Source organism: Amycolatopsis kentuckyensis (genome assembly GCF_002155975.1).
Classification (GTDB): Bacteria; Actinomycetota; Actinomycetes; order Mycobacteriales; family Pseudonocardiaceae; genus Amycolatopsis; species Amycolatopsis kentuckyensis.
Window position 1 is genome coordinate 14853 of sequence record NZ_MUMI01000154.1, and the last position, 19081, is coordinate 33933.

The window sequence follows — 19081 nt, forward strand, 5'->3', positions numbered from 1 at the left end:
CCGTGGGATTGTGCATGTCTTCTGACCAGCTGGCCGCCGCGCTGGCCCGCCTCGACGAACACCGCGAGCTGCACCTGCCGCTGCGCCGGACCGACCTGCTCGGCCGGCTGGCCCTGCGGTTCCTGTGGAAGCGCCAGGTGAAGTGGCAGATCGAGGCCAACCTGGCCATCCGGGACGCGCTCGCCGCCGTCCACCACACCCAGCGCGAGCTGCCGGCCGACGCCGTCCGCCACGCCGAGCTGGCGCACGAGGTCGAGCAGCTGCGGCAGCAGGACCGGACCATGACCGCGGGCCTGAACCAGCGGCTGTACGCGGGTCTCGGCCGGATCGAATCGCAGCTGTCCGAGCTGAAGCTGCACCAGGCCGAGACGGGCGAGCGGGGTGACGACACCGAGCTGCGGCTGAAGGCCCTGGAAACGCAGGTCGCGGCGCTGACGTCGGCGGCGGCCGATGCCCGGCTGCGGCACGCCCAGCTGGACGTCGCGCTCGACCGCGTCCGGGCCGGGCAGGCGGTCGCCGAGGTCGCCGCGGACGTCGCCGACCGGGAGTCCTTCCTCGAGCTGGCGCTCTCGCAGCTGCTCGACGGCCCGGAAAGCCGCGTGCGCGAAGCGCGCAAGACGCACCTGCCGCTCGTCACGGCGGCGCGGGAAGCCGGCGCGACCGGCCCGGTGTTCGACGTCGCGCCGGGCCGCGGCGAATGGCTCGAGGTGCTTCGCTCGGCGGAACTGCCGTACCTGGCGGCGTCGGACAACAAGCTGGTCCGCCGGCACTGCGCGGGGCTCGGCCTCGACGTCGCCGCGAGGGAGTCCCTGGCCGCGCTGGCGGCGGTGCCGTCCCGCTCGCTCGGCGCGGTGACCGCCTTCCGGTTCGCCGAACGCCTGACGCCGGACGCCCTCGCGCGCTTCGCCGACCTCGCCGCGACTGCGCTGCAGCCCGGTGGCGTGCTGCTGGTCGAGACGCCGGGCGCCGGCGCGGAGACGGAGTTCCGGCTGGACCCCTTCGCGCAGAAGCCGTTGCACCCGGCCTACCTCCGGTTCGTCGCCGAGGCGGCGGGCTTCCCGGAGGTCGAGGTCCGCGAGGTGGCCGCGGTGGACGGTCTGGGTGAGCGCCTGTGCCTGATCGCCCGGCGATGACCGCCCGCGCCACCATGTGGACCCCGCTGCCGCCACGGACCAGCGGGATCGCCGACTACAGCTACCACCTGACCGAGGCCCTGTCCGAGCTGCTCGACGTCGCCGCGATGACCGACGCGCCGGGCGCCCGCGTGCCCGCCCGGGTCCGGCTGCTCGGCGCGGCCGAGCCGTCCGAAGGCGTGCCGATCTACCACATCGGCAACCACGCCGGTGTCCACGGCGAGATCTACCGGCAGGCGATCGCGGCCCCGGGTGTGGTGGTGCTGCACGATCCGTCCCTTTTGGACTTCCACGCCGGGATCCTCGGCAGCGTCGCCTCCGAGGCCTTCCGCGAAGAGGTGCGGTACGCGCACGGGCCGATCTGGGGCCACCAGCACGACCCGGCCCTGCTCCACGGCCTGCCGGCGATCGAGGTCGACGGCGTCAAGATCCTCGACCACGCGACGCTGACCCTGGAACGCCGGCTCGTCACGACCAGCCGCGGGGTCGTCGTGCACGACCCGCGGACCGCGGAGTTCCTGCGCGCGCGGTACCCCGGGATCCCGGTGCACGCGGTGCCGCACGGCGCGCTGCTGCCCGACCCCGCACGCCGCGAGCCGGTGCGGGCCGGGCTGGGCTGGACCGACGACCAGGTCGTCTTCGGCGTCTTCGGCAGCCTGGCCGGGCACCGGCGGGTGACCGCCGCCGTGCTGGCCTTCGCCGAGCTGCGCCGCCGGTGGCCCAACGCGCGGCTGGTGATCGCCGGCCACGCTGGCGATCCGGCGCTGCTCGACCAGGTGCGCCAAGTCACTGTCGCCAGCGGGTTCCCCGACTCCGTCCACTTCGAACTGTCACCGGCGGAAGACCGCCTCGACGACCTGATCCTGGCCACGGACGCCGTGGTCAGCCTGCGGTGGCCGACCGCGGGCGAGACCAGCGGCACGATGCTGCGGGCGTTCGGCGCCGGGCGCGTGGTGATCACCAGCGACCTGCCGCAGCACCGGCACTACGACTCGTCGTTCTGCTGGACCGTCCCGACGTCGCCGGCCGGTGAGGCCGCGGAGCTGTACCGGTTGCTCGAACGCGGGATGTGCTGGCCGGAGGAACTGCGCGCGGCGGGCGAGCTCGCGCGGAAGTGGACCGGGGAGAACGCCACCTGGCCGATCGCGGCTCAGGGGTACGCCGAGGCGATCGAAGCGGCGGAGAACTTCGTCGCGCCACCGGAAGAGCCACGGCCCGGGGTGAACGTCTTCGCCGACGTCCGCGCCAGCACCGGCCTGTCCGAGTCGGCTCGCCGGTACGTCCAGGCGATGGCCGCGAGCGGCACCGCGATGACGTTCACGGAGTTCAACAGCCAGGCGCCGTTCCGTTCGATCGAGGTCCCCCCGGACGTCACCGCCCTGCGCCGGGGCAAGGAGTTCGACGTCGACCTGTGGATCGTCAACGTCAACGAGTGGCAGCTGATCCCCGAGCACGCGCTGGACCGCTACACGATCGCCGTGTGGGCGTGGGAACTGCCGGAACCGCCGGTGCACGCGCTGCCGCACCTGCCGGGCATCGACGAGCTCTGGCTGATCTCCCAGTTCGTCTCGGACGCGTTCCGCACGGTGACCGACATCCCGATCACCGTGGTGCCCAACGTCGTCCCCCAGGCGCCGGACGTCACCGGGGACCGCGCGAAGTTCGGCCTCCCCGAGGACGGCCTCATCGTGCTGTTCACGTTCAGCGCGTCCTCGAGCGACGCCCGGAAGAACCCGTGGGCGGTGATCGAGGCGTTCCGCCGGGCGTTCCCGCCGGAAGAGCGTGGGACGAAGGCCCACCTGGTGCTCAAGGCGAACGACCTCCAGCGCTTCCCCGAACTGGACACGTCGCTGAGCGCGGCGGTCGCCTCGGTCGGGGGGACGCTGTTGCGGCGCGAGATGTCCCGCGCGGACATGGACACGCTGCTGGCCACCTGCGACGTCTACACGTCGCTGCACCGCTCGGAAGGCTTCGGGCTCGGGATGGCCGAGGCGATGGCGATGGGCAAGCCGGTGGTGGCGACCGGGTTCGGCGGCAACATCGACTTCATGCCCCCGGGCGCGGCGGCGGTCGTCGGGTACGAAGCCCGCCCGATCGGACCGAACGACCACCGGTTCGGCGGCGGGTTCGGCGACTGGTACACGGTCGGGCAGCTGTGGGCCGACGCGGACGTCGACCAGGCCGCGCGCTGGCTGCGCAAGCTCGCCGACAGCCCGCGGCTGCGCGAGGAAATGGGCGCGAAGGCGATCGAAGCGATCCGTGGCTTCTGCAGCCCGGCGGCGGTCGCGAAGGTGATCAACCGGCGGCTGGCGGAGCTGGCGCGGGACGGGGTCCGGCCGCGCGTGCGCCGCTGAGCCGTCAGGGGAGCCGGAGTCCGAGCTGGGCTTCCAGCTCGGACACGCGGTGTTCGAGGGCCGCGGCCCGGCGGCGGCTCTCCTCGGCGGCACGGGCGGCGTGGGCCAGCTCGCGCCGGGCCTCTTCCAGCTCCAGCCCGAGGTCGGTGCGGGCGCGCTGGGCCTCGGCCACGGTCTCCTCGAGCCGGCGGATGTAGCCGACCTCGGCGGGGCGGCCCGCCTGCGCCGCGGCGAACTCCTCGCGCAAGCGGGCGTGCTCGTACGGCTCGTATTCGTCGAACACGTTGGCCGGCGCGGCCAGCGCCGCCAGGACGTCGGCGTCGTCGGCCCGGCCGTAGAAGCGGTTGAGGCCGTCGAACAGCGCGCAGCGGTAACCCGCGTCGAGCAGCATCGGTTCCCACTGCTCGTGGGTGGGCTTCGGCGAGCCCGGTTCCGTCGCCTCGACGACGAGCACCCGCGGCCGGTGGCGGGTCCAGTCCGCGCCCTCGATCACCGCGCGCTCGGCGCCTTCGACGTCGATCTTCAGGAAGTCGACCGGGCCGGGGTGGGCGTCGAGGAGCGCGGCCAGCGTGGTCAGCTCCACCTCGACCGCGCCCACCTGCCAGCGGCGGTCGTCGCGGTAGCGGACGGCGAGGTCGTCGTCGAGCGTCGACCAGCCCCATTCGTCCTCGACGACGTGCAGCTTCGCGACGCCGGGTGCCGCGCCGACCGCGACCTGCAGCGTGAGGTCCTCCGGGCGGGCGCTGCGCAGTTCGCGGGCCTTCGCCGGGATCGGCTCGACGTTGATGCCCCGCCAGCCGAGGTCGTAGAAGTGCTTCGTGACCGACGCGACCACGGGATCCCCGGCGCCGAGGTCGAGGTAGCGCCCCGTGGCCTGCCCCGCGAAGACGCGGGCGAGCACGACGTCTTCCGCGTTCTGCGCGTACGAAATCACCCGCCGAGGATAGCCGGGGAGCCCGTCGCACTTAGCCCGAAGGTGTGACTTCCGCCGTGTCGGTGAACGCCTTCCCCCTCTCGGACGCCCACTGAGCAGAGCATCGGCCGGGAGAGGAGGCGCCGTGATCTGGATCTGCCTGGTCGGCGTCCTCGCCGTGGTGTTCCTGGTGCGCGCGGTCCGCGTGGTGCGCCGGGTCAGGCGGGGCGACGCGGTGTGACGAGCCCGGACTCGTAGGCCAGCACCACCAGCTGGGCGCGGTCGCGCGCGCCGATCTTCGTCATGATGCGGCTGACGTGGGTGCGCGCCGTCGCCGTCGAGATCACCAGGTGGGCGGCGATTTCGTCGTTCGACATCCCGCCCGCGACCAGGCCGAGCACCTCGCGCTCGCGGTCGGTGATCTCGCGGACGGCGCTGGTGTCGATCTGCCGGTTCTCCGGGCGCCCGACGAACTCCTGGATCAGCCGGCGGGTGACTGTCGGTGCGAGCAGCGCCTCCCCGTTCGCGACGACCCGCAGCGCGCGCAGCAGCTCGACCGGTTCGGTGTCCTTCAGCAGGAACCCGCTGGCGCCCGCCCGCAGGGCTTCGTAGACGTACTCGTCGACGTCGAAGGTGGTCAGGACCAGCACCTTCGTCCCGGCGAGGTCGGGGTTCGCGGTGATCCGGCGGGTCGCTTCGAGGCCGTCGACGCCGGGCATCCGGACGTCCATCACGACGATGTCGGGGCGGTGCTCGACCGCTCCGGCGACGGCCTGCTCGCCGTCGCCGGCCTCGCCGACGACCTCGAAGCCGTCTTCGGTCTCCAGCAGCACGCGGAACCCGGCGCGGACCAGGACCTGGTCGTCGGCCAGCAGGACGCGGATCATGCTTCCCCCTCGATCGGTAGCTCGACGCGGACTTCGAAACCGCCGCCGACCGGCCCGGCGGTGCACCGGCCGCCCAGCGCCGCGGCGCGTTCGCCCATCCCGCGCAGACCGTGGCCCGGGTTCGGCTGGACGGTACCGCGGCCGTCGTCGCGGACCCGCAGCGTGAAGGCCCCCGGCTGCCGCTCGAACCGCACGTCGACGCGGCTGGGCCGGTCGGCGTGCCGGACGACGTTGGTCAGCGATTCCTGCAGGATCCGGTACGCGGCCGCGTCGACGGGTGCCGGGAGATCGCCGGGTTCGCCGTGGACGTCGACCGTGAGCCCGGCGTCGCGGGCGTGGTCCAGCAGCTCGCCGGCCTGGGCGAGGCTCGGCGCGGGTGCCTTGTCCTCCCCCGAGCGCAGCACGGCCAGGGTCGCGCGCAGGTCCTTGAGCGCGGACGCGCTGGCCGCCTTGATGTTGAGCAGCGCCTCCTTCGCCTGCTCGGGCCGCCGGTCGGCGACGTGCGCGGCGACGCCCGCCTGCACGTTGATCATCGCGAGGCTGTGCGCGACGACGTCGTGGACCTCGCGGGCGATGCGCAGCCGCTCCTGCTCCGCGAGCCGGTGCCGGTGCTCGTCGGCCTGCTCCCGCCGGGCCGCGAGGGCGTCGAGCTGGTACCGGACGGCGGTGCCGATGCCGATGACGGCGGTCAGCCAGACGACGAGGAACCCGGCGCCGGACTCCAGGGCCAACGACCTGGTCAGGACGATGTGCACGACGTATGCGGCGGCCAGCGCGGACGCGCCGGTGAGCCCCGCGGTGAGCGGCCCGCGCTGCCGGGTCAGCACGAACAACGCGATGGTCGGCACCAGGATGACCGGCCCGCCGGGCAGGCCGGAGGCGTAGTAGCCGAACGCGGAGGCGGCCGTCACCAGGAAGAGCGTCAGCGGGAAGCGGTGGACGACCAGCAAGGTCAGCCCGGTGGCGGCGAGCCACCCGGCCGCGAGCGGGGTCATCGGGGTCGCGCCGGGCTGCCAGCGCGACGCACCGCTGGTCGCCCCGAGCACGAACACGGTGACGACGACGGTGCGCACCACGCGCCCCACCCACGGCGGCCATCTCATGCCGCGAAAGCTACCGGTCACGACCGGTCGGCGCGTCCGTCCCGGAGCGCACTGCGCGCGTACGTCGTCAGTCTCAGTCGAAGACGAGCGGCAGCTTCGCCGCCGTCTCCTCGTCGGCCGGGGTGTAGGTCGACATGGTGATCTCCGACCGGCGGCCGTAGTAGAGGTAGGTGAAGTTGAACTGGAGCAGCCCGACGTCCGGGTGCAGGTACCGCTTGGTGCGGATCGGCTCCGAGTTGACGTCGTGGTGCGGCCACAGCTCCGCGAACAGCGGTGACTCGGCCTTGAGGCGCTTGACCAGCTGCTTCCACGCCGGCTCGGCGACGTGGTCGGCCATCGCCGCGCGGAAGGACGCGATCACGCGCGGGATGTTCGCGTCCCAGTCGAGCATGCGCTTGCGCCACTCGGGGTTGAGCAGGCACTGGACCAGCGTGTTCCGGTCGCCGAACGGGATGGCGTCGACGTCGCCCATCAGCCAGGTGTAGCCACGGTTGTAGCCGAGCAGGTCGCAGCGGGCGTTGCGGATCGCGACCGGGTACGGCTCCAGCTTCTTCAGCATGAGCTCCATCGCCGGCGTGATGACCTGGCAGTCCTTTTCGCCTTCCGGCTCGGGCGCCCCGGCCAGGCGGAACAGGTGGACGTGCTCGTGCGGGTCGAGCCGCAGGGTGCGGGCGATCGCCTGCAGGACCTGCTCGGACGCGTTGATGTCGCGCCCCTGCTCGAGCCACGTGTACCAGGTGACCCCGACCCCGGCGAGCTGCGCGACCTCTTCGCGGCGCAGCCCCGGCGTCCGGCGGCGGCCCACGATCGGCAGGCCGACCTGCTCGGGCGTGATCCGCTCGCGACGGCTGCGCAGGAACCTCGCCAGCTCCTGGCGGCGCAGGTCGGATTCGACAGCGGTGGTCATGGTGCCAGGATGGCACGCTCCGGAACCTGGTACCAGGTAGTGGTCAATACCTGGATAAGCAGCAACTGGTACCAGTTTAAAATCGGGTTGATCGTAGTACCCATGACCACGACCGAACTCGCGCCGGAAACCGCCGGCGCTCCCAGCCGACCGGGACTGACCCCCGCCGGCCTGGTCACGGTGCTGCTGGGGGCGGCACTGCCGATCATCGACTTCTTCATCGTCAACGTCGCGCTGCCGACGATCGATGCCGACCTCCACGCGTCCACCGCCACCCTGGAACTGGTGGTCGCCGCCTACGGCATCGCGTACGCGGTACTGCTGGTGGTCGGCGGCCGCCTCGGCGACTCGTTCGGCAGGCGGCGGCTGTTCGTCACCGGCCTCTGGCTGTTCACGCTGACGTCCCTGGCCTGCGGAATCGCCCCGACGGCCGGCACGCTGGTGGTGGCCCGCGCCGCGCAGGGGGCGGCGTCGGCCCTGCTGCTGCCGCAGGTGCTTTCGATCATCCAGGCGACGACTTCGGGCGAGAAGCGGTCACGCGCGCTCGGCCTCTTCGGCGCGACGGGCGGCATCTCGACGGTGGTCGGCCAGCTGCTCGGCGGTGCCCTGGTGGCGGCCGACCTGTGGGGTACCGGCTGGCGGCCGATCTTCCTGGTCAACGTCCCGATCGGCCTGGTCGTGCTGGTGATGGCCCGCAAGCTGCCGGAAAGCCGCGCGCACAACCCGCTGGGCGTCGACCGCCTCGGCACGGCACTGCTGGCCGTGTCGCTGCTGTCGCTGCTGGTCCCGCTGATGGAGGGCCGCGCACTGGGCTGGCCGGTCTGGACGATCGCGCTGCTGGCGGTGTTCCCGTTCGCGGCGGCGGCGTTCGTGCACGTCGAACGGCGGTTGGAGCGGCTCGGCGGAACGCCGCTGCTGCCGCCGTCGGTGATGCGGCTGCCGAGCGTGCGTCGCGGGTTGATGGTGGCCGTGCCGTTCTTCGGCGCGTTCGGCTCGTTCATGTTCGTCGTCGCGATGACGCTGCAGGAGGGCCTGCACTTCGGCCCGCTGGGCGCGGGTGGCGCGCTGACCCCGCTGGCCGTCGCCTACTTCACGGTGTCGATGCTGAGCAGCCGCCTGGTGGCCCGCTACGGCCAGAAGGTCGTCCCGATCGGCGGCGCGATCACGGCGACGGGCATGGTGGCGCTGCTCTGCACGACGCTGTCGACGTGGCCGCACGTGACGATCCTCGACCTGGCGCCGTCGATGGTGGCGATCGGCGTCGGGAACGCCCTGGCGATGACCACGCTGTTCCGGATCGTGCTCTCCCACGTGCCGACGGACCTGGCCGGCGTCGGGTCGGGCGTGATGACGACGAACCAGCAGACGTCGCTGGCCCTGGGCGTGGCCACGCTGGGGAGTCTGTACGCGGCACTGTCGGGCTCGATGGGTAGCCGGGACGCGTTCGCGCTGGTGATCGGCGTGGTGGCGGTGCTGGCGGCGATCGTCGCGATCACCGGGCGGCGGCTGCCGGACCCGCGGGGGTAGAAATCCGGAATTCACCCGTCGGAAAATCCGGGCGCCGGACGACTATGAAGGTGTGACGGAACCGCGGGTACGACCGGACCCGGCCTTCGCGCTGCTCGGCCTGTACGAGACGGCCCTGCCGGAGGTCTACGGGTACCTGCTGTCCCGGTGCGGCGACCGCACGCTCGCCGAGGAACTGACGTCCGAGACGTTCCTCGGGGCGGTCGCCGCCTGTCGCAAGGAATACGCACCTCCAGTGAGCACCGGGTGGCTGATCGGCGTCGCCCGGCACAAGCTCGCCGACCACTGGCGGCGCAAAGAACGTGAGGAACGCGGACTGCGGCTGGTGCACGACAGTGCACCGGACGTCGAGGACCCGTGGGACGAGCGGCTCGACGCCCTGCGCGCGAGACAGGTGCTCGAAGCCCTCGGGCCACACCACCGGGCCGCGCTGACCCTGCGGTACGTCGACGGCCTCGGCGTCCCCGAGGTCGCCGGCCACCTGGGGCGCAGCGTGCACGCCACCGAGGCGTTGCTCGTCCGGGCCCGAGCCGCGTTCCGGCGCGCTTACGAGGAGAAGGAGGGTCGCGATGCCTGAGCCTTTCGACGCGCTTCGCCGTCCCTCCGAGCGGGTCGCGCCCGACCCGGACTTCGCCGCCGAACTGCGCGACAACCTGCGTCGCGCCATCTTGAACGGAGCCGACATGACGACCACCGAGGCCCCCGCGGCCGCCGCCGAACTTCGCTCGCTGACGCCCTACCTGGCCGTGTCCGACGCCCGCGCCGCGCTCGACTTCTACGTCGAGGTCTTCGGCGCGACCCGCCGCGGCGAACCGATCCTGATGGACGACGGCCGGATCGGGCACGCGGAGCTGGCCATCGGCGACGCGGTGCTGATGCTCGCCGAGGAGTACCCGGAGATCGGGCACGTGGCGCCGCGCGAGGGCGGCGCGTCGGTGCGGGTCGAGGTACCGGACGTCGACGTTTCGGTGGCCCGCGCGCTGGAGCTGGGCGCGACGCTGATCCGCGAGGTGAGCGACTCGCCGTACGGCCGCGGCGGCTCGTTCCGCGACCCCTTCGGCCAGCGCTGGCTGGTCTCGCAGGCGGCGACGCCGGCCGCGGGACCGAAGCCCGCCCGGCACGGCGAGGCGATGTACTTCACGTTCCAGGTCCCGGAGGCCGAGCCGGCGAAGTCGTTCTACGCCGCGGTGCTGGGCTGGCAGTTCACGCCCGGCTCGACGTCGGACGCGTGGGGGTTCGCGGGCCCGGGGCTCGAAGGCGGGTTGTGGGCCGGGGACCGTCAGGTCGGCTGGAAGCTGATGTACGCGGTCGACGACCTCGAATCGGCGTTGACGCGGGTGCGGGCGCAGGGCGGCCGGGCGGGCGAGGTCGAGAACCACCCGTACGGGACCACCGCGGACTGCACGGACAACCAGGGCATCGAGTTCTGGCTCTGGCAGAAGCCGTGATCACTGGAGGGTGAACACGACGACGTCGTTCGACTCGACCTTGGTCAACGGCAGGCCGGCGGTCGGCCGCTGGAGGATGCCCATGGCGCCCTCCATGGACTTCACGACGACGATCTTGCGGATGCCGTACCGCTTGAAGACGTCGATGCTGTGCTTGTCCGGGAAGGTGGCCGACGAGTCCTGCATGTCGTGGAACTGCGGCCCGTAGTTGCTGGCCGTGCCGTTGGCCGTCGTCGGGAAGCCCTCGGTGGACCACAGCTGGTACTTGAAGTTGCTCCACAGGTCCATCGGCAGCAGCGCGATCGGTTCCTTCGTGCTCGTGAACACCTGCTTGACGTCCGGCGGGATCCCGGGGTTCTCGACCTGCTGCCAGCGCGGGATGCCTTCGAGCAACGCGAAGAAGGCCGGGAACATCATGTAGAACGCGATGACCTGCGTGGCCATCCGGGTGTGCTCGTCGATGAACCGGTAGAGCCGGGTGACCAGGCCGCCCGCGGAGATCGCCAGGCCGAGGGTGACCCAGATGATCATCCGGCCCGGGGTGCGCATGGCGTCCCAGCCGGGCAGGAAGTTCCAGAACAGCCAGTAGAGGCCGCCGCCGAGGAACGTCGTGCCGAGCGAGAGCAGGACGTTGAAGCCGATGAACACGCCGAGGAAAACCCGGACCCGCCAGGTCCAGGCGCTGAAGAACAGGCCCGCGATCCCCAGCACGGTGACCGCGAGACCGGGGAACAGCAGCATCTCGCCGACGCCGTCCTGCGGGAGCACGGCCTCGTTGTTGAAGGCCGTTTCCAGCCACAGCCAGGTCTCGTACGGCGCGGTCCACAGGCCGTTGACCGGCGGCGAGAAGACTTCGACTTCTTTCCAGGTGCGCGTGAAGCCGTACTCCGAGCGCACCCGCAGGAACGGCACCACCAGCCAGTAGACGATGCCGAGGAACGCGACCACGCCGACGACGTTCGCGATGATCATCCGGCGGCCCAGGCGCCAGGCGTAGAGCGCGATCGCGATCCCGACCAGGGCCATCAGGTAGACGAAGGGCAGCCCGATCGCCCACCCGATGCTGACCTGCCAGGCGGCGATCAGCCAGCCGGCGACGACCCACCGCGGCTTGGTCTCGCCGCGCTCCCCGCGGAAGGTGAAGCCGTGCCCCTTGGCGAGCGCCCACAGGGCCAGCGCGATCCCGCCGGTGGAGAGGACGTTGAGGTGCGCGATGTGGCTGAGCCGCCACGGCGCCCACGCCCACACGACGCCGGCGAGCAGCGCGCCCTGCCAGTTGCTGCCGAGCTGCTTGACCAGCAGGTACGCGCCGGCGAAGGCGAGCGCGAAGCAGAACACGAAGAGGAGGTTGTAGAGGAAGACGTTGTTGTACTGGCCGTCGCCTGCGAAGACGCTGAAAGGGACGTAGCCGAGGAGCGTCTCGCCGAACGCATAGTTGTCGACCGCGGGGTAGAACTGGTTCGACGTCCAGAAGTCGCCGCCGTGGGTCAGCCAGTGGTGCTGCCAGCCGAGCTCCCACACCCACAGCAGCGGATCGCCGAGCCCGCCGGTGAGCAAGGACTTCGGGTGCGTGACGATCCGGTGGTTGAAGACCATCGAAATCGCCAGGCCGACATAGAAGGCGATCAAGCCTTCGCTGATGAGCAGCCGGCCGAGCCAGAGCGCGGCCTTCCGTGGCTCGAACCGGCGACCGGACGCCCGCGGCGCCTCCTCGGCAGGCGGCGAAACGGTTTCCTCGGCCGTGGCTCCTTCCACGTCCAGCCCCCTTAGCACTTGGTTTGGGGGCAGCCTACCTGCGCAGCTCCGAGCCCTAACGGCCCGCCGCGTACCCCTGCATGCCGCGGGCGTTGGCCGCCGCCCGGAGGAGGCCGTCGGCGCGGGAGACCGCCGAGAGGCGGCCCAGTGCCCAGTCGCCCGCGTCGACCAGCTCGTGGCCCCGGTCGCGGAGGGCGTCCAAAGTGGACCTGCCGAGGCGGGACTCCACCACCAGCTCGCGCGGGTTCCACGAGCGCGGGTAGAACGAGCTCGGGAACGCCGTCGTGTGCCAGGCGGGCGCATCGATCGATTCCTGGAGGTTCATGCCGCCGTACACGTGGGCCAGCCAGAAGCACAGCTGCCACTGGTCCTGCTGGTCGCCGCCCGGGGTGCCGAAGGCCAGCGCCGGGACGCCGTCGCGCAGCGCCAGGGACGGGGAGAGCGTGATGCGGGGGCGCTTGCGCGGCTGCAGGGAGTTCGGCAGGCCCTGCTCCAGCCAGAACATCTGGCCGCGGGAATCCAGGCAGAAGCCCAGCGACGGGATCGTCGGGCTCGACTGCAGCCAGCCGCCCGAGGGGGTCAGGGACACCAGGTTGCCCGCCGCGTCGACGACGTCGAGGTGGACGGTGTCGCCGCGGGTCTGGCCCTGGGGGCCGACCGTGGGCTCGCCCGTCGCGCCGTCGCCCGCTTCGATGCCCTGCAGCGAGTCCAGGATGGCCGGGAGCCGCGCCGGGCCGCGGGCGTCGCCCGGGCGGAGCAACTCGGACGCCGTGTCCGTGATCAGGGCACGCCGGGCGTCCGTGTACGACGCCGAAAGCAGCACGTCCAAGGGCACGTCGGTGTCGCCGTACCAGGCCTCGCGGTCCGCGAAGGCCAGCTTCGCCGCTTCGGTCGCCAGGTGGACCGTGCGCTCCGACGGGACGCCATCCACATACGACAGCTCGTCGCGGAAGCCGTGCAGGAGCAGCGCCTGTTGCAGCAGCGCCGGTCCCTGGGTCCAGCCGCCCAGCTTGACCAGGCGCCAGTCGTCGACGTCGACGAACGCCGGTTCCTCGTACGACGCCGACCACGACGCCAGGTCGTCGCCGGTCAGCAGGCCCGCGTGGTCGCGGCCGGAGTCGTCGCGGAACGCGGTCCGGCTGAACGAATCGATCTCTTCGGCGACGAACCCCTGTGCCCAGGCACGACGGCCCGCGTCGAGCTGCGCTTCGCGGCCGGAGACGGACTCCGCCTCGCGCAGCAGCCGCTCCCAGGTGTCCGCCAGCGCCGGGTTCCGGTGCAGGCCGGACGCGGGCCTGCCGTCCGGCATCCAGAGCGCCGCCGACGTCGGCCAGTGCTCGGTGAACAGGCGGGACACGGCGCTGATCGTGTCGCCGACCCGCGACACCAGCGGGACGCCGTTGCGCGCGTAGCCGATCGCGTACTTCAGCACCTCGCGAAGCGACTTCGTGCCGTAGTCGCGAAGCAGCAGGAGCCACGCGTCCCAGGCGCCCGGGACAGTGGCCGGGAGCAGGCCGCTGCCCGGGATCAGGTCCAGGCCCAGCGACGCGAAATGCGCAGCGGTGGCCCCCGCGGGCGACGGGCCTTGGCCGGCCAGCGCCCGCGGGGTCGGGTCGTCCGCCGTCACGAAGAGGCCGGGCACCTGGCCGGCCGGGCCGCACAGGTGCGGCTCGGCGACCTGCAGGACGAAGCCGGCGGCGACCGCCGCGTCGAACGCGTTGCCGCCGTCCTCCAGCACCGCCATCCCGGTGGCCGAAGCCAGCCAGTGCGTCGATGCCACCATCCCGAAGGTGCCGGTCAGCTCCGGCCTCGTCGTGAACATGCCCCGATAGTACGCATTGCTAAGGAACTTCTACCAGGACGCGGGACGCTTCCGCTCCGGCTCGTACGGCTGCGTGATGATTTCCATCCCGTTGCCGCCGGGATCGAGGAAATAGACGCCACGGCCACCGTGGTTGTGGTTGATTTCGCCGACCTGCTTCCCCATCGGGTCGGCGTGGTAGGTCACGCCGGTTTCGACGAGCCGCGCGAAGACGGCGTCGAAGTCGTCCTCCGGGATCAGGAAGCAGTAGTGCTGCAGGCGCAGGTCCTCTTCGGGGATGGTCGCGAAGTCCAGCCGGACGCCGTTGCGCGTCTCGACGGGGACGAACGGGCCCCATTCCTCCCCGACTTCGAGGCCGAGCAGGTTCGCCAGGAATTCGGCGGATTCCCGGTTGTTCCGGGACGGGACGATCAGATGGTTCAATTCAACGGAAACGGAAACCGACACGGTTGAAATGCCTCCAGGGCACTCCCGCCACCTCCATGCCTCACCCAGCCGGTGACCGACACGCGATGCCGTGCCGCCAGCTTAACCAAGATCAGGTCCTCACGAAACCTTGATTCGCGCCGCCGCCCGCGGCCGCCCGACGCCCTGCCAGGACAGCCCGGCGTCGACGATCACCCGCGGGTCGAGCAGGTTGCGCGTGTCGACGACGTCGATGCCCTCCATGAGCTCGGCCATCGCCGCCCAGTCGAGGTGCTTGAACTCCGCCCACTCGGTCAGCACGACGACGGCGTCCGCGTCCTTCGCGACCAGGTAGGGGTCGTCGACGACGGTCATCCCGGCGATCTCGCCGTCGACCGCCGGGTCGTAGGCGATCAGCTCCGCACCCAGCGCGCACAGCACCGACGAGACGGCGAGCGCGGGCGAGTCGCGCAGGTCGTTCGTGCCCGCCTTGAAGGCCAGGCCCAGTACGCCGATCCGGGCGCCGGCCAGCGTCCCGCCGACCGCGCCGGCGATCTTCGCGACGATCCGGTCGCGCTGGGCGAGGTTCTCGTCGATGGCGGAGGTCAGCATGGTGAAGTCGTAGTTCACCGACTCGGCCACCTTGACCAGGGCGCTGGTGTCCTTCGGCAGGCACGAACCACCCCAGCCCGGGCCGGGCTTGAGGAACGTCCGCCCGATGCGCCGGTCGTAGCCCATGCCCTCGGTGACCAGGTCGATGTCCGCGCCGAGCCGTTCGCACAGCTCGGCGATCGAGTTGACGTAGGAGAGCTTCAGCGCGAGGTAGCAGTTCGCGGCGTACTTGACGAGCTCCGCGCTGGCCGCGTCGGCGACGACGACCGGCGCGTCGAGCTCGGCGTACAGCTCGCCGACCCAGCGCGCGGCCGCGAGGTCGTCCGAGCCGACGACGATCCGGTCCGGGCCGAGGAAGTCCGCGACCGCGGTGCCTTCGCGGAGGAACTCGGGGTTCGACACCACCGGCACGTCGGTGCGGCCGACCAGCGCCCGGATCCGCTTCGACGTGCCGACCGGCACGGTCGACTTGGTGACCAGCGCGCAGCCGGCGGGCAGGACGTCGCCGATCTCGGCCGTCACCGCCTCGACCGCGCGCAGGTCCGCGGAGCCGCCGGCCCCCATCGGCGTCGGCACGCAGAGGAACACCGCCTGCGCGTGCCGGACCGCGTCCCGCGCGCCGACGACGAACTGGAGGCGCCCGGCCGCGATCCCGCGGTGCACCAGGTCGGCGAGCCCGGGTTCGAGGATGTCGACGCGGCCGGCCGCGAGCCGGGCCACCTTGACGCGGTCGACGTCCACGCAGGTGACGAAATGCCCGAGACCGGCCAGGCAGGCCCCCGTGGTCAAGCCGACGTATCCGGTTCCTACCACCACGATCCGAGCTGGCGTCATGCTGCTGAAGGTCTCAGCCGGACGTGACCACCGCGCTAACGGAAACAGTCGCGCCCGGGAGCGGTGAGCGAAGACACGAACGCCGCGCATGCGAACGAGCGTTAACCTGTCTCCGCGAACGTGAAGACGAAGGGAACGGCACAGATGCAGATCAACGGCACCGCGGCGCTCGTCACCGGCGGCGCGTCCGGCCTCGGCGGGGCCACCGCGAAGGCCCTCGCCGCCAAGGGCGCGCGGGTGTTCGCGCTGGACCTGGCGTCGTCCATCGAGAAGGCCGAGCAGGTCGACGGCATCACCTACGTCGAGGCCGACGTCACCGACGTCGAGCAGGTCGAGGCCGCCGTCGCGACCGCGGCCGGCTCCGGCGTGCCGCTGCGGACCGTGGTGAACTGCGCCGGCATCGGGCCGTCCGCGCGGATCCTGTCCAAGAAGGGCCGCCACGACCTCGCGCTGTACGCGAAGGTCATCCAGATCAACCTGATCGGGACGTTCAACGTGCTGACGATCGCGTCGGAAGCGATCGCGAAGACCGAGCCCCTCGAGGACGACGCCCGCGGCGTCATCATCAACACCGCCTCCATCGCGGCCTTCGACGGCCAGATCGGGCAGGTCGCCTACTCGTCGTCCAAGGGCGGCGTCGTCGGCATGACGCTCCCGGCGGCCCGCGACCTGGCTTCGCACGGCATCCGCGTGCTGACCATCGCGCCCGGCATCGTCGACACCCCGATGCTCGCCACCGTCAGCGACGACTTCCGCGCGTCGCTCGCCGCGGGCGTCCCGTTCCCGAAGCGGCTCGCGCGGCCGGACGAGTACGCGCAGCTCGCGCTGTCGCTGATCGACCACGACTACCTGAACGGCGAGGTGGTCCGCATGGACGGCTCGCTCCGCATGGCCCCGCGCTGATGCCGGGGGCGGCACTTTCCTCCCGAAAGTGCCGCCCCACGGTCAGCGGGTCAGCCGGACTTCCAGGCCGATGCCGTCGGCCGTGACCGAGCAGCCGCCGAACGCGCTTTCCGCGGCCAGCGCCTCGAACTGCTCCCGCGTGAACGCCCGGCGCCGCAGCCAGCCCAGCGTCTGCCGGATGGTGAAGCTGCTGACCGCGCCCACGTTCATCCCGGCGACGTCACGCCGGATGTCGCCGGCGGTGGCCTCGTGGTTCAGGTCGTGGATCACCGCGAACCCGCCCGGGCGCAGCAGCCGGTGCATTTCGTTCAGCGCCGTCACCGGCTGCCGGAAGTTCTTGAACGCGGCCTGGCAGACCAGGTAGTCGAACGAACCGGACTCGAACGGCGCCTGCGTGATGTCGCCCTGCCGGAAGTCGACGTCGAGCCCCGCGCCGTTTTCCCGCGCGATCTCCACCATGGTGTGGCTGATGTCGAGCCCGGTGACGCGGAAGCCGCGCTTCGCCAGCTCCACGGCGAAGAAGCCCGGGCCGGGCGCCACCTCCAGGACTTCGGCGCCTTCGGGCCAGCCCGCCGTGACCTCGGCGGCCTGCCGCCGGTACTGCACGAGCTGGGCCTCGGTGCCGCGGTTCTTGGCGTACCAGCGGGCCTGGAAGCCCTCCATCTCGGGCACCTTGTGCTTGCGGGTCGTCTCCATCGGTTCCTACCTCTCCACGAACTCCCCCAGGTCGTCCGGGAATTCGCCGGTTTCGTGGTAGCGCCGCCAGGCGTCGAGGCCCGGCAGGGCGCCGGTGGTCAGTTCTTCGAGGAAGCCGCGCACCCAGCGCGCCTCGGCTTCCGTCATCGCGAGGTCGTACTCGACCTCCACCAGGAACAGCCGCGGCATGAGCGGCCGCAGCTGTTCGAGCGCCGCGCGGTGCGCCTCCGCGCGTTCGCCGAGCTGCGCCAGCCGCTCCCGCAGCCGGCTGATCGCCTGGTCCGGACCCAGCACGCCGATCATCGACAGCCCGGCCTTGAACCGCGGCGGTTCCCGGTCGACCGTGCCGACGAGCTCGCGGACCCAGTCCTCGAACTCCTCGCGGCCGGCGGGCGTGATGCGGTAGACGGTCCGTTCGGGCCGCCCGCCGTCCTTCACGCTCTCGACGGCCTCGATGAAGCGGTGTTTCTCCAGGTTCGCGACGACCGTGTAGAGCGAGCCCCACTTGATCGGCATGTCGGCGTCCTTGCCGCGCTGCTTGAGCACGGCCGCCATCTCGTACGGGTGCATGGGGCGTTCCTGCACGACGGAGAGGACGGCCAGCCCCAGGACGTTGGCGACCTTCCGCCGTTTCATCAGACTCCTCGTCTACGAGTACTCGCAGACGAGTATTACGCAGAACGCGCCAGGAGGCAAGTGTCTTAGTCGGCGAACTACTCAGAGATCGAACATGTACGGCACTTCGGCCTGCGCCCGGGCGTCGATCCACTCACGCAGCGCCCGCGTCGCGAGGACGTCGTCCTCGTTGTAGCGCAGGAGCCGTTCGCGCTGGTCGTCGTCCGGTTTCTCGCCGTCCATGCCCACCGCGTCGCGGTACCAGCGCATCGACGCCTCGCCGCCCGCCTCCGGGTCGCGCCAGGAGAAGCCGGCCACCGGCGCGATCACCTTCAGGCCCTTGCCGTGGGAGCACAGGAACTGGTCGGTGACACTGCGGAAGAGGTCCACCCACTGTTCGGAATCCACAAAGGACTGGATGTCCTTCTTCGACGGCACGCCGGGGTGGTCGCCGAAGCGCTCGACCGAGCCGAAGAGCCAGCGGTTCTCGGCGAGCGCGTTGTAGCAGTAGGCGCGGAAGGTCAGGCCCGCCGCTTCGGTGCGCTCGCGGACGTCGGTGAGCCAGGCCCAGAACTCGGCGAAGGACCGGGCCTCGTCGTCGGTGGGCAGCGGGTCCCACGTCGCGAAGGCGCGGTAGCCCTGCGGGACGCCGACGTCGGCGCCGCTGAGCAGGCAGCCCCAGAGGTACGCGCCGGCGTCGCCGAAGCTCTCCATGTCGACGTCGACCTCGACGTCGGCGCGCGGCACCTCGACCCGGTCGACGCGGCGCACCAGGGTCAGGTCGGCCAGCCAGGCCCGGGCGAGCACGACGGCGTCCGGGAAGGTGACGCCGGTCCAGTTCACCTCCGGCAGTTCCCCCGCCGGGTCGAGCGCGGCCAGCTTGTCCACAGTGGACACGCCGGCGCGGCGCAGCTCGACGGCGTCCTCGCCGCGCACGACCAGGCTGACGTCCCGGCTTTCGGTGAGCACGACCTCGCAGGTCGGCCACCACGGGCAGCGACGGCACTCCAGCACGCGCGACGGCTCGGCGAGCGGCTCCTCGCCGTTCGCGGCGGCGGTGGCGATGGCCAGCCGGTCGGCGAACCGGGCCTGGTACTCGGTGAGCGCGGTGCGGCCGCCCGGCCAGGTGGCCGCGGTGAGGTCGTGCCAGACGACGACGTCGGCGTC

At 71.7% G+C, this 19081-nt stretch carries 17 protein-coding genes; 6 read left to right on the forward strand and 11 right to left on the reverse strand.

What is annotated here, in order from left to right:
* The first annotated feature begins 14 nt into the window (after positions 1-14).
* Together CCN39_RS16225 and CCN39_RS16230 are read left to right on the forward strand one after the other, a co-directional pair.
* Positions 15-1133: a hypothetical protein gene (locus tag CCN39_RS16225; protein ID WP_086842875.1), complete on the forward strand. Its 1119-nt coding sequence runs from the start codon at positions 15-17 to the stop codon at positions 1131-1133.
* Positions 1130-3487 carry a glycosyltransferase family 4 protein gene (locus tag CCN39_RS16230; protein ID WP_086842878.1) on the forward strand — a complete coding sequence of 786 codons (2358 nt, stop codon included), beginning with the start codon at positions 1130-1132 and terminating at the stop codon, positions 3485-3487. The genes CCN39_RS16225 and CCN39_RS16230 overlap by 4 nt, the downstream gene beginning before the upstream one ends.
* 4 nt (positions 3488-3491) lie before the next feature.
* On the opposite strand, the gene CCN39_RS16235 is transcribed toward CCN39_RS16230, so the two are convergent.
* The 4 genes from CCN39_RS16235 to CCN39_RS16250 form a co-directional block, all read right to left on the reverse strand.
* Positions 3492-4421 carry an FkbM family methyltransferase gene (locus tag CCN39_RS16235; RefSeq protein WP_086842881.1) on the reverse strand — a complete coding sequence of 310 codons (930 nt, stop codon included), beginning with the start codon at positions 4419-4421 and terminating at the stop codon, positions 3492-3494.
* Positions 4422-4618: 197 nt separating this feature from the next.
* Positions 4619-5287: a response regulator gene (locus CCN39_RS16240; protein ID WP_086842883.1), complete on the reverse strand. Its 669-nt coding sequence runs from the start codon at positions 5285-5287 to the stop codon at positions 4619-4621.
* Positions 5284-6390 carry a sensor histidine kinase gene (locus tag CCN39_RS16245; RefSeq protein ID WP_208630241.1) on the reverse strand — a complete coding sequence of 369 codons (1107 nt, stop codon included), beginning with the start codon at positions 6388-6390 and terminating at the stop codon, positions 5284-5286. The genes CCN39_RS16240 and CCN39_RS16245 overlap by 4 nt, the downstream gene beginning before the upstream one ends.
* Before the next feature lie 73 nt (positions 6391-6463).
* Positions 6464-7297, reverse strand: a complete 834-nt coding sequence (locus tag CCN39_RS16250; protein ID WP_086842885.1) for a helix-turn-helix transcriptional regulator — start codon at positions 7295-7297, stop codon at positions 6464-6466.
* 102 nt (positions 7298-7399) lie between these two features.
* Here CCN39_RS16250 and CCN39_RS16255 point away from each other — a divergent pair, with 102 nt between their 5' ends.
* The 3 genes from CCN39_RS16255 to CCN39_RS16265 are packed head-to-tail and all read left to right on the forward strand — an operon-like array spanning position 7400 to position 10272.
* Positions 7400-8824: an MFS transporter gene (locus CCN39_RS16255; protein ID WP_086842887.1), complete on the forward strand. Its 1425-nt coding sequence runs from the start codon at positions 7400-7402 to the stop codon at positions 8822-8824.
* 52 nt (positions 8825-8876) lie between these two features.
* Positions 8877-9401, forward strand: a complete 525-nt coding sequence (locus CCN39_RS16260; protein ID WP_086842889.1) for an RNA polymerase sigma factor — start codon at positions 8877-8879, stop codon at positions 9399-9401.
* Positions 9394-10272 carry a VOC family protein gene (locus tag CCN39_RS16265; protein WP_086842890.1) on the forward strand — a complete coding sequence of 293 codons (879 nt, stop codon included), beginning with the start codon at positions 9394-9396 and terminating at the stop codon, positions 10270-10272. The genes CCN39_RS16260 and CCN39_RS16265 overlap by 8 nt, the downstream gene beginning before the upstream one ends.
* On the opposite strand, the gene CCN39_RS16270 is transcribed toward CCN39_RS16265, so the two are convergent.
* From CCN39_RS16270 to CCN39_RS16285, 4 genes are all read right to left on the reverse strand, one after another.
* Positions 10273-12027, reverse strand: a complete 1755-nt coding sequence (locus CCN39_RS16270; RefSeq protein WP_086842892.1) for a glycosyltransferase family protein — start codon at positions 12025-12027, stop codon at positions 10273-10275.
* Between the two features lie 55 nt (positions 12028-12082).
* Positions 12083-13849, reverse strand: coding sequence for a gamma-glutamyltransferase family protein (locus CCN39_RS16275; protein WP_086842894.1), 1767 nt, complete (start codon positions 13847-13849; stop codon positions 12083-12085).
* Between the two features lie 30 nt (positions 13850-13879).
* Positions 13880-14272: a VOC family protein gene (locus CCN39_RS16280; RefSeq protein ID WP_341867707.1), complete on the reverse strand. Its 393-nt coding sequence runs from the start codon at positions 14270-14272 to the stop codon at positions 13880-13882.
* Positions 14273-14395: 123 nt separating this feature from the next.
* Positions 14396-15700, reverse strand: a complete 1305-nt coding sequence (locus CCN39_RS16285) for a UDP-glucose dehydrogenase family protein (RefSeq protein WP_086842898.1) — start codon at positions 15698-15700, stop codon at positions 14396-14398.
* Between the two features lie 144 nt (positions 15701-15844).
* Between CCN39_RS16285 and CCN39_RS16290 the strand changes: the two genes are divergently transcribed.
* Entirely contained in the window at positions 15845-16603 is a 759-nt protein-coding gene (locus tag CCN39_RS16290; RefSeq protein WP_086842900.1) for an SDR family NAD(P)-dependent oxidoreductase, read from the forward strand.
* A gap of 42 nt (positions 16604-16645) precedes the next feature.
* Here the strand turns inward: CCN39_RS16290 and CCN39_RS16295 are convergent, their stop codons facing one another.
* The 3 genes from CCN39_RS16295 to CCN39_RS16305 form a co-directional block, all read right to left on the reverse strand.
* Positions 16646-17299 (reverse strand): class I SAM-dependent methyltransferase, encoded by a 654-nt coding sequence (locus CCN39_RS16295; protein WP_086842902.1) that lies wholly within the window; start codon positions 17297-17299, stop codon positions 16646-16648.
* Between the two features lie 6 nt (positions 17300-17305).
* On the reverse strand, positions 17306-17935 hold the full coding sequence (locus tag CCN39_RS16300) for a PadR family transcriptional regulator (RefSeq protein ID WP_208630242.1): 630 nt from the start codon (positions 17933-17935) through the stop codon (positions 17306-17308).
* An 81-nt stretch (positions 17936-18016) separates the two neighbouring features.
* On the reverse strand, positions 18017-19081 hold a 1065-nt coding region (locus CCN39_RS16305), incomplete at its 5' end, for a TM0106 family RecB-like putative nuclease (protein ID WP_143264053.1).

Coding starts and splice junctions, on each gene's coding strand:
- CCN39_RS16225 (WP_086842875.1), top strand. CDS start 15: ATGTCTTCTGACCAGCTGGCCGCCGCGCTGGCCCGCCTCGACGAACAC.
- CCN39_RS16230 (WP_086842878.1), top strand. CDS start 1,130: ATGACCGCCCGCGCCACCATGTGGACCCCGCTGCCGCCACGGACCAGC.
- CCN39_RS16240 (WP_086842883.1), bottom strand. CDS start 5,287: ATGATCCGCGTCCTGCTGGCCGACGACCAGGTCCTGGTCCGCGCCGGG.
- CCN39_RS16245 (WP_208630241.1), bottom strand. CDS start 6,390: ATGAGATGGCCGCCGTGGGTGGGGCGCGTGGTGCGCACCGTCGTCGTC.
- CCN39_RS16250 (WP_086842885.1), bottom strand. CDS start 7,297: ATGACCACCGCTGTCGAATCCGACCTGCGCCGCCAGGAGCTGGCGAGG.
- CCN39_RS16255 (WP_086842887.1), top strand. CDS start 7,400: ATGACCACGACCGAACTCGCGCCGGAAACCGCCGGCGCTCCCAGCCGA.
- CCN39_RS16265 (WP_086842890.1), top strand. CDS start 9,394: ATGCCTGAGCCTTTCGACGCGCTTCGCCGTCCCTCCGAGCGGGTCGCG.
- CCN39_RS16275 (WP_086842894.1), bottom strand. CDS start 13,849: ATGTTCACGACGAGGCCGGAGCTGACCGGCACCTTCGGGATGGTGGCA.
- CCN39_RS16285 (WP_086842898.1), bottom strand. CDS start 15,700: ATGACGCCAGCTCGGATCGTGGTGGTAGGAACCGGATACGTCGGCTTG.
- CCN39_RS16290 (WP_086842900.1), top strand. CDS start 15,845: ATGCAGATCAACGGCACCGCGGCGCTCGTCACCGGCGGCGCGTCCGGC.
- CCN39_RS16295 (WP_086842902.1), bottom strand. CDS start 17,299: ATGGAGACGACCCGCAAGCACAAGGTGCCCGAGATGGAGGGCTTCCAG.
- CCN39_RS16300 (WP_208630242.1), bottom strand. CDS start 17,935: ATGAAACGGCGGAAGGTCGCCAACGTCCTGGGGCTGGCCGTCCTCTCC.